Raw genomic sequence first — 10,709 nt, 5'->3', positions numbered from 1 at the left:
GAAGACCAGATTGCGAGGTTGTATAAACCACAGAGTTCACAGACCAAGTATAGGATGCACCCGAACAGATAGTAGCATTAGTCACCACATCGGCAGGTTTCGGCGTAACCGTTAAGTTAAGTACCTGATCGGCAGTACAGCCATCATTAGTAATACGAAGACTAGATTGCGAGGTTGTATAAACCACAGAGTTTACAGACCAAGTATAGGATGCACCCGAACAGATAGTAGCATTGGTAACAACATCCGTAGGTTTCGTACAGTTTGGTAAAATGTTAATAGCATAGTCTTCAACTTCACCATAAGTGAAAGATTCACAAGAAGTTTGAGAAGTATTATATTTTAAAGAAACTCGCATTCTAGTAGCACCTAATGAAGCAGTTGAAGGAATTGTTACACTAGTTGAAATTGGAGTTGTTTTTGAAGCAGTACTATTTAATATTTGTTCTCCAGCATCATCAAAATCACCATCTTTATTATAATCAATCCATACACGAATAGCATCATTGTATAAAGTTCCAGGCCATGCTTTAGCTACAGAAATATTATAAGAAGAACCAATGGTAGCATTTGTGCTTATAGAAGTAAAGTTTGAATAACCACTACCAAATCCACTAGAATTATTTATAGAACCAAACGTAACATTTCCTATGTAACCACCAGTTGAATTACTACCACTTGACGTACAATAGGTAATTGCAGTAGTAGTGAAGTTTAATGAGTTAGAATATGCAGAATTATTTGTGCCGCAATTTGATCTAACCTGAACCTCATAGTTTGTAGATGGTGTTAAGCTAGTAAGTGAAGTTGTAGGCGATGATAATCCTGAAACACTTGTCCATGTTGGAGAACCAACAATTCTATATCTTAAATCGTATGTAGCTGAAGCAATATAATTCCAGTTTATTGTTGCAGTACTGGCAGCAATTGGAGATGCAACAATTCCAGTAGGTACAGAAGTAACACATGGCACTTGAATACTCATTACCTTAAAATCATCAAAGGTAAAGCCATCAAAGGTTGTAGTTAAATCGTCTTCTCTGTTTGTGCTATCTGTTTTGAATACAAAACGAAATTGAACAGCAGTTCCACCTAATAAAAAATTATTATCCGCTGCATTAATAAGAATTTCTTCCATAACCCACTTGTCCATAGAGTCACCATCATAAACGATACTTCCATTGGTAGATTGAAAAGTTCCTGTTGTTTTATTAAGATGGTAATTTGTTACAGATGTTGCAGCTGGCTTATTATATTTACCACATAGCGGTGTCCAAGTACTTCCAGCGTCACGCCTTGCTTCAAGTTGAACTAAATCAAAGTTCCTTTCCAATTCCCATTTTGCATAAAATTGCACAAGTGCTTGTGTAGAACTTGATAAATTGATAGGATTAGTAAGCGTTATTGTTTTATTTTCATTGTTACTATAAGCTCCAGAAGGTGAGTCTGTAATTGCCACTGAACCTACATATGCATTTGTAGTAGTACCCCAAGTGCCACCAGATGTTGTCCAGTTTGAAGTGTTAACATCATTATCTTGGAATAAAATAGTAGGTTGGTAGTATTTTACAAAGTTAGCGCGGTATATGATAAAATCATCATTACTTAGAGTTACTTGAAATTCAATTTCATCATTTGGTTGAATACCAGCGTTTAAAGTGTATGGTACATTTAAATTACGTTGTTGAAGCTTTGTCCATCCAGATTGAACTGATGGAGACGTCATAGAAGTGATATTGGATGAAACAGGAGTAACAGTTAAAGTAATATTACCATATGTTTTTCCTAAATATTCAACACCAAATGTTAGATTGCCAGATGTGCTTGTTAGGTTACTTTTATTTAGGTCATGAAGTTTAGCAAATTTGCCTGAATGCATAACAGCTATAAAATTCATTCGCATAGCACGTTTTGCTATTGGCACAAATAGACTTGGTGTTGGCCAAAAGTCATCACCATTTTCAGGGGTAAGTGCTAATACATTTTTGCCAGAACCAGAACTAATGGTTCCGTTTGAATTAACTGATGGACCGCCTAACATCCAGTCATTTACGTCGCCATTGGCTTCATATAATGTATTAGGCGCAGAGCCATAAATGTACCTGTTGTATTGTGTTAAATCATGACAAATTTTTGCATATTCATCTTCTCTTCCAGAGTCTGCGGCATTTATATATCCGTTATATGAAGATGTTACAATTGAATTTAAACCACCATGATGATTTACAGCAACTTTAATGTCGTGGTTTGTTATAAAATCTTGAACAATTTGGGTTTCAGGCTCAGAACCAGCAGAAAGACCACGGAAGGTATCACTATTGGTTGTAGGTGAAGATCCACTATTATCCCATCCCCAATAGTAATTAAAGTTTCTGTTTAAATCTACACCCCTTTTATTGTTTGAAGAAGCAGTAGTTCCACTGTTATATCCTGATGGGCCTAAGTTTTTTCTCTGTAACCCACCGCCAGATGGTGCTATTACTTCGTTCCAACGAACACCATCAGGATTTGTTATTGGAATAAAGTATAATTCTTGGTTATCAACTATGTTTTTTATGTATGGGTCGCTATTATAGTTTTCAAGAATGTACCACATAAAATACATAACATTCATTAAACTATTAGCTTCCCTAGCATGCATCATACCTGTTATTAAAGTTTCAGGTTCATTAGGTTCGTTTATATCTGGATTATCTGAAATTCTAACATAATACACCGTTTGTCCTGGCCATGTTGTGCTTCCTGTACTATTACCATGTGTTTTTTGCCCTGTTGAAGAAGCATCTGTTTTAACAGATATTAAATTAGGGTATAAACTACGCATTAAATCTAATTGTGCTAAGGTTTCACTTACGGTTAAGCATCCACCCATGCTTCCTAACTGAAAATTGGCTGGTTCTGTCCATTCAATCTCATCACAATCGTCATGTTGTGCAGGGTTGTTTATAGTTGTGTTTTTTAAACTCAACGTTTTTGCAGAAGATACTTTATCTGATTTAGACTTATTTTGTCTAGCTAAAAACTTTGCTTTATTTAATTCTGCTTTGGCTTTAGGTAGCTCAATTGCATTTCTTTCTTCATAATACTTAACTAAATCGTCAATTAAGACATTATAATAAATACCATTTTCTTGTAATTGAACTAGATCTGAATTACCTAATTCCATTTCTAAATTGTTTCCTACAAATTTTGGTCCGCAATTTAAATCAATTCCAGCATTTTTTATCTTTAATAGAGTACTTTGAGAAGGGTTTGGTATTGAAATTCTTTTTGAAAATGTTTCATTTTGAGAGAAACTAAGTTGTACAAAAAGAAAAAGTAAACAACTTAGGAGAGTAATTTTTTTCATGAGAGGTTAAGTTAAATTTGAAGCCTTTGGTTAGCTAATTCAAATATATTTTGGGTAAATATATAATTAATATTTAAAAACATCTATGAAATGCATAAAAAATCGATAAAATGCAAAATGTAATTATTTTTATTTTGTTAATTATTTGATTTTTAGATATATATGTTTTGATTGATTTAAGTGGGTATAGAATAAAATTAGAAGTAGTTATTTTATAGTAATTAGTACAATTTATTTGTGATAATAAAAAAGGCGTTTTAGGTTAACCTAAAACGCCTTTTTTATTAAAAATCAGTTAATTAGTTTAATTTTTATCAATTTAACTTCACAATTTTAAAAGTATTAAGAGCTTCTGTGCTGTTATTAATTTTAACGATATAAACACTTGGTGGTAAACTTGAAATATTAAAATCGTGATTTTCTCCAAAGTTACCTTTAAATGTTTTAACTAATTTGCCTGCTATACTATATATGTTTAGATTATAAATATCTTTATTTATTGAAAATGAGTCTTTAACAGGATTAGGATATAGTTTAACTTCTTTAGATGTATTTAAACTAATTGTGCTTAAATTTTGGGTTTGCGAATATAATCGATACTCTCCCGGTTGTAAACTAATGGTAGCTGTTGGATTGGTTACATTTATTGAATTTCCAGAGAATGTATCATACCAATTACCTGTAGCTGGAAAGTTTGGGTTTACAGATTGTGTTGTTACATCAAAATTGGCTACTATTACAACATCTAAATTTCCAACATTATCGTTTAGATTAATGCGTTTAACAAGTCCGTTTACACTTAATAAATAATCATTAGTATTAAAAGTAGATGGAAATTGTTTTTTAAGTTGCATCATTTTTGTTGTTACATTATGTAAATCTACTCTGTCTGTTTGGGTATCGTACCCTAAAGCCCAAGGCACTGGTTTTCTTTCAAGTCTGCAGCTTCCATCATTTATATTGGTTGCACAATTAATGCTTTTATCATACCCTAATTCTCCAAATTGCCAAATCATTTTTGGTCCAGGAATACCATAAAAAACTACCGATGCAGCTTCCTGTCTATCAAGTGCAGTTGCTAAGTTTTTAACGTTATAACCGCCGTTGGAATTTCCGTATGCTAAATTTTTAACCATCAAACGTTCTTCATCATGACTTTCCATATACCCAACAACATGTGGGTTATTCCAACCTCTGTTTTTATATGATAACCAAGAAACATCTGAATCTGTTGCATACCCCATAGTATTTTGATTAAAATTGTGATTTAGATTTCCCCAAAGCATTATACCATAATTAGCTAATTCGGTTTCTTCAGAATTATCCGATAAATGTTCAAAAATAACATAAGCTTGATTTCCTGCATCATGATTCCATACATGATCTGCATAAGCTTTTAAATTTGCTATTCTAGCTGCATCATAAGCACTTGCCCAATTGTTAGCACCGTAATAAAGTGTATTTGAAAAGCCTTTTGTGAAATCGAAACGGAAACCATCTATTTTATATTCATTCATCCAAAAACTTAAAACATCATTAAAAAAGTTTACTGTATATGTAGATTCATGGTTGAAATCATAACCCCAATGTGCGTTTGTATTATCAACTAAATTATGATTTTGGTTATAATAAGGACTATTGGCTGCGGGTTTATTGTTTACACTATCCCAATACATTTGAAGTAAAGGTGATTGACTGTACGAATGATTAAAAACAACATCAGTAATTACGGCTATACCACGTTGGTGGCAAGCATCAACAAATGCTTTTAAATCGTTATTTGTTCCGTAAGCTTTATCTAAAGCCATGTAAAATGATGGGTTATAGCCCCAACTATCGTTTCCTTCAAACTCATTAATGGGCATAAGTTCTATAGCAGTAACGCCTAAATTTTGTAGATAATCTAGATGTGTTATGGCTTCTTGGTAAGTATCACTAGTTGTAAAATCTCTTAAAAGCATTTCGTAAATAACAAGATTTTCTTTGTTTGGTTTAGTAAACGATGTGTTTTGCCAAGTATAAGTTGTTTCATTAATTTTAAAAGTTGAAACAATGCCTGTAGTTTGTCCCGTAGGATATGCCATTAAATTAGGGTAGGTTGTGTTTGATATGTATTGATCGTTGTTTGGGTCGAGAACTTTTTTTGAATAAGGATCTGCAACTTTTAAGTTATAATCTATAACATATTGATAAGCATATTCTGTATTAGGGTTCAAACCACTTACTGTTAGCCAAAAATAATCACCATCTTTTTTCATTTGATATGTTTGGTTAAGTGCCCAGTTATTAAAACCACCAACTAAAAAAACATCGGTTTTTAAAGGAGCTTGTAAAACAAAGGTTGCAGTACCATCGCCATTGTTATTAAAACCATTTTTTAAACCAGCTGGTTTTGTTTCGTTTTGAGTAGTTGTTTTTACATAAACTGAAACACTTTTTTGTTTGGTTTCTCCATTTTGGGTTGCACTAGCTTGTATGGTGTGGTTTCCTGTTGTAGTAAATGTATAAGAACTTGATGTAGCAGTTGTATTTGATGCCGTTTTAATTGAAGTATTATTTACTTTCAATTCTAAATTAGCGTTAATGCTTGACGCTGCACTAATAGTAATATTATCGTTTATATTAAAAACCGAGTTATTAGAAGGGTTTGTTATGGTAACATTTAAACCTTCAGCATAAATAGGAATAAAAATGTCGGGTCTAGATTGTGCATTTCCAGCACTATTTCTAAAAACGATAGCAATATTGGTAACCACTTCACCTACATTAACGTTGTAATAGGTAAGAATATCTGGAGAAATAGTTAGTTGGTATGTGTTTGTACCTGTTCTTGTTAATTTTGGTTGTGTTGTATTATTTCCCCATGAGCCAATAACATGTCTCCAATCAGAATTACTTGTTGAAGCAGATGTAAGTACACCTGTATGTGCATAAACATCGCCCGTATAACCTGCTAATTCAGTTCCTGCAGCATTAAATGTAATAACTAAAGTGTTTGCAGCAGTAGGAATAGCAGGAGTGGTAGTAACCACTTGCGATTGTATTGTGGCTACAAAAGTTAAAAAGAAAATGTATAATAGTTTTTTCATAATCTTATTTTTTTGAAAAAAAAAGGCTGATACACATCAGCCTTTTTTATATGTTTAAATAGAAATTTAGTTAGGAATAATTACGTAATTACCATCTAAATCATTAAACCATACGTTATAGCTACCGCTAGCTTTAGTAAACGGGAAATTATTTCCACTTCCAGCTAAAAGTGCTTTACCATAAAGTTGAGTAGATCCTGTATGTCTCCATACATCATTCCATTGGTCATTTGCTCTAATTAAAAACTCTTGACCATTTGTAAAGTTTACAGCTAAAGCATACCACAGATGCGGGTTGTTAGCGTCTTTAGTGAAATTAATTTCATCTGCATCACCCCAGCCACCAATGGCTTGACCAATAATTCCCATGGTTGTATAAGTTGTAGCGCCAGAAGCATTAAAAGGACTTACAGTATAACTGCCAGATTCTCCCACGGTTGTTAAATTATAAGTATAATAACCAGCAGTAGCTACATTGAATGTTCCTGGATCTGATCCACTACCTAAATTTACAGCTAATGAAGAACCACCATTAGTACCCCATTGCGGTTGCCACTGTCCTTTAGTTTGTAAAAGTTTAAATGCTCCAGCTTTAAAGTACCCTGTGAAAACATAGGCATTTGGAACATCTTGATTTCTAAACATAGGTGTGTTGTTATTGTTATTGTCCCACCCAGGTGTAGTAGCATCTCCAACCATATATAAATTAGGGAAAGTTGCAAGATAAGGTGTAACAGATATTGTAACAGGTGTTGAAATTCTTTCTAAAACATTACCGTTAGAATTTGTAATTTTTGCAATAACTCTAATAGCCATATTTCCTGCTACAGTAGGAGATAAACCAATACCAATTGCTACAGCATTAAAATCTGCATGTGTTGCTGTTACAGATGTATTGTTTTTAACACTTCCAATTAATACTGGAGCAGCAAAATTTGTACCTGCAGCAGCAGCTTCAATGGTGTAATTTACATCAACGCCTAAAGTAGATGTTAAAACGGCATCTGTCCAATTAATTGTTATAGCTGTTTGACCAGAAGTTCCTATAGATAATACAAAAGGAGCACTAGCTGTTGGACTTGTTATTTGAGGTGCTTGCGTAGGATACGTAGTTACTAAATACTGAACAGCATTACTCATTGTGCCTCCTGCATTAACTCTTAGATAAATAGCAATATCACTAAAGTTAACAGCACCAGCATTTCTAATAGCAGTATTTAAAGCAGCAACACTTATTGAAAATGAATTTGAACTTGCAGTACCTAAGTTTACAATTGAAGTAAATTCAGAATCTAAAGCCATTTCGATAGAATATGAAGAGCTTTCAGTTAAATTATCATTCCAAGATAAGGTAATTGCAGAATTTGCTGGTGTTCCAAAATTTAGAAACACATTACTAATACCTGGTTCTTGTAAAACCAAAGCAGGCTCTGGTGATGTTATTTCTATACTTTCCTCTGTTTCACAAGCCGAAAAAACTAGCACTAGTGAAAGAAAAAGGAAGCTTATTTTTTTTATATATAAATTCATATCTATTTTTTTTATTGATTATAAATTCAACGGTATTAGTATGTATCGACCTGTTAAGTCGTTAAACCAAACATCATAATCGTCTTCTACAACAACAGGTATATTTCCGCCGTTTACAGTGGCTTGACCAGAAAACTCGGTAGTACTAGCCCAAACAGAGCCTGTGTTTGTTTTAAATTGTAAGTCACCAGGTACTAAGTGTACACTGTTTAAGTACCAAATATGACCATCAAACCCTAACTTATTCATTGTGGTTGTTGTACTAGCAGAACCTTGTATACTCATGCTAGTGTAATTTGTAGCACCAGTAGCATTATAAGGTGTGAATGAATATGTTTTTGCCGAAAAATTAATAGTAAAAGTATAGTAACCAGCAGTAGCAATTGCTGCATTATTGTTAGGAAACGTACCTGGGTCTGTTCCTGTACCTGGGTTAACATCAATTGTGGTTTTATCATTCGTTCCCCATTGTGGTTGCCATAATCCTTTAGTTTCTAGTAACTTGAATTGTCCTGCTGAGAAATAACCAGTGTAATAATAAATGTTTGAATTTGATGGATCTCTAAAAAGAGGATTATTATTACTATTGTTGTTCCAACCTGGTGCTGTTGCATCTCCAACTAAATAATAGTCCTTAAATTTATAGTTGAAATATGGATAGACATTAAAATTAATATTGTTGGAAACCACAGGTAAACCATTTTGAGTACCAAGTGAAGATGTAACTCTTGCATAAAGCGTGTTCCAAGCAAAAGGAGGTAACCCAACAGCACCTGCAGCCGAGTTTAATTCACTAACAGATAATGTAACAGTATTGTTTCCATTAACAGTAGCTGCTGTTGTTGCATTGGTAAAAGCTTCATCTGAAGCTATTTGAATGCTATAATTAACTGAAGCTTGTTGTCCATAATCGGCTATTGTCCAACTTAATGTTATAGCAGGATTATTAATGTTTACCGGATCTAGTTCTATATTAGTAATAGCTAAGTTGGATAAAACAACAGGTTCTGTACTAGTAACTTCAAATGTATCTGTAGTATCTGTACATGAACTAAACAGCGATAAAACAATGGCTGTTAGCATTGAAATTGATATGTTTTTCAAATTTTTCATTGTTATTGTTTTTTTATTAATACCCAGCATTTTGAGTAAGATTAGGATTTGCAGCCATACTAGCTGTAGGTATTGGATAAACTTTGAAATGCGCAGGAAGTGATATACCGTTGCTACCATTACCTTTCCAAGCCCAATTGTAATTACCGCCAGTAAATTTGCCGTAACGAATTAAATCTTGTCTTCTATGAGCTTCCCAATGTAGTTCACGACCTCTTTCATCTAAAATAAAATCTAGAGTTAATTCGCCAGAAGTAATTGTATTAGTGTTATTTGCTCTGTTTCTTAAAGCATTAACATAGCCAACGGCAGTTGATAAACTTCCGCCACCACCTCTCAAGTGGGCTTCAGCATACATTAAATATACATCGGCTAATCTGAATAAAGGGAAATCGGTATCTACAAATGTTTGGTCTACACCGTAACCGCCAGTTGATTTTGCATTTGAATATTTTCTAAGAATATAACCAGAATCTCTATCGGAGATATCGGTAATTTCGATAGATCTACCACTAGATATAATAGTATTTCTTGTATCATTTGCAAAGGCAGGTCCAAAAAGGTTAGCAAGTTGTTTTCTTACTCTTAATGCGCCACCCCAGCCTCCAGCTGAAACACCTAATGCAGTACCATTTACTTCTATACTTCCTACTTCACCATTTATCATAACAGTGGTTGGCCCGTAATTTTGAGTTGTTAAACCATCTGAAACAATTGGAAAAATTATTTCGTTTATAGCAGAGTTTGTATTGTTGTCTGCCATAAAATTATGAAGATAATTGGTTGCTAATGTGTAACCGCCACTAATTATTTTTTCGCAATAGCTTAAACAATCAGCATAGTGGTTTTCATTAATATAAACTTCAGAATTTAAATACATTTTAGCTAAAATCATGTATGCAACCGATTTATCTGCTCTACCGTATTGGTTTTGTCTAGAAGCAATTAAATCTGTATCTATAGCTTTTAATTCAGTTTCTATGTAATCAAATAATTGTGCTCTATCATATGCTTGTGGTTGAGAATTAAGCGCATCATCTTCAGTTGTGAAGTTAGCTTTGCCAAAAATATCCATCATATAATAGTATGCCATAGCTCTCATTAATCGGGCTTCAGCTCTATAAGCAGGCATTTCATTTCTTACGGCAGCAGATACATTTCTAGAATCTAATTTTGCATCGGTAGTTTCTCTTAAAAAGTTATTAGCCAATGCTATTGATAAATGTGCTCTACTAAACATACCCAGTAGTAATGGGTTTTGTGCTGTCCAAAGGTTTCTTTGTATTTCTCTGGTTCCAGGGTCATTTTCATAAGACCAAATCATTTCGTCTGCAGAAAGTGTTTGTACATATAAAAGCACACGACCAAATTGGCTAGTTCCTGCATCTATATTTTTTAGGTTTGAACTACCAGCACCATCAGTACCCGTTAATGCTAAATTTGCATAAATACCTGCTAACACTTGTTTGTAAGCACTTTCATTTTTAAAAAGATCTGCGCTAAGTGTTGTTTGATCGTCGTTTGGAGTAATATTTAAATCGTCTGTACAGGCTGTTAATGTAGCTATACAAATTCCTATTAATCCAATTGTTTTGTATATTTTAAAACTTGTTTTCATAGTTTTTTTA

The 10,709-nt window shown here is 33.4% G+C and carries 5 protein-coding genes; all 5 read right to left on the bottom strand.

Annotated features, from left to right (window positions below; all coding sequences use genetic code 11):
• The coding region (locus ACFQ1R_RS12865) for a M14 family zinc carboxypeptidase (RefSeq protein ID WP_379926655.1) at positions 1–3,349 on the bottom strand (3,349 nt) is incomplete at its 3' end.
• 314 nt (positions 3,350–3,663) lie between these two features.
• The gene (locus ACFQ1R_RS12860; protein ID WP_379926654.1) at positions 3,664–6,438 is read right to left on the bottom strand and encodes an alpha-amylase family glycosyl hydrolase; all 2,775 of its coding nucleotides are present in this window, start codon (positions 6,436–6,438) and stop codon (positions 3,664–3,666) included.
• 66 nt (positions 6,439–6,504) lie between these two features.
• On the bottom strand, positions 6,505–7,968 hold the full coding sequence (locus tag ACFQ1R_RS12855) for a SusE domain-containing protein (RefSeq protein ID WP_379926653.1): 1,464 nt from the start codon (positions 7,966–7,968) through the stop codon (positions 6,505–6,507).
• An 18-nt stretch (positions 7,969–7,986) separates the two neighbouring features.
• Positions 7,987–9,081 (bottom strand): SusE domain-containing protein, encoded by a 1,095-nt coding sequence (locus tag ACFQ1R_RS12850; RefSeq protein WP_379926652.1) that lies wholly within the window; start codon positions 9,079–9,081, stop codon positions 7,987–7,989.
• Positions 9,082–9,097: 16 nt separating this feature from the next.
• Positions 9,098–10,699 carry a RagB/SusD family nutrient uptake outer membrane protein gene (locus tag ACFQ1R_RS12845; RefSeq protein WP_379926651.1) on the bottom strand — a complete coding sequence of 534 codons (1,602 nt, stop codon included), beginning with the start codon at positions 10,697–10,699 and terminating at the stop codon, positions 9,098–9,100.
• Between the last annotated feature and the right edge of the window lie 10 nt (positions 10,700–10,709).

It is taken from the genome of Mariniflexile jejuense, from assembly GCF_042675665.1.
Taxonomy (GTDB): Bacteria; Bacteroidota; Bacteroidia; order Flavobacteriales; family Flavobacteriaceae; genus Mariniflexile; species Mariniflexile jejuense.
This window is presented reverse-complemented; position numbering and strand designations above follow the sequence as displayed.

Bases quoted from the DNA above. Each gene is read 5' to 3' on its own strand.
- ACFQ1R_RS12845 (WP_379926651.1), bottom strand. From the start codon at position 10,699: ATGAAAACAAGTTTTAAAATATACAAAACAATTGGATTAATAGGAATT.
- ACFQ1R_RS12860 (WP_379926654.1), bottom strand. From the start codon at position 6,438: ATGAAAAAACTATTATACATTTTCTTTTTAACTTTTGTAGCCACAATA.
- ACFQ1R_RS12855 (WP_379926653.1), bottom strand. From the start codon at position 7,968: ATGAATTTATATATAAAAAAAATAAGCTTCCTTTTTCTTTCACTAGTG.
- ACFQ1R_RS12850 (WP_379926652.1), bottom strand. From the start codon at position 9,081: ATGAAAAATTTGAAAAACATATCAATTTCAATGCTAACAGCCATTGTT.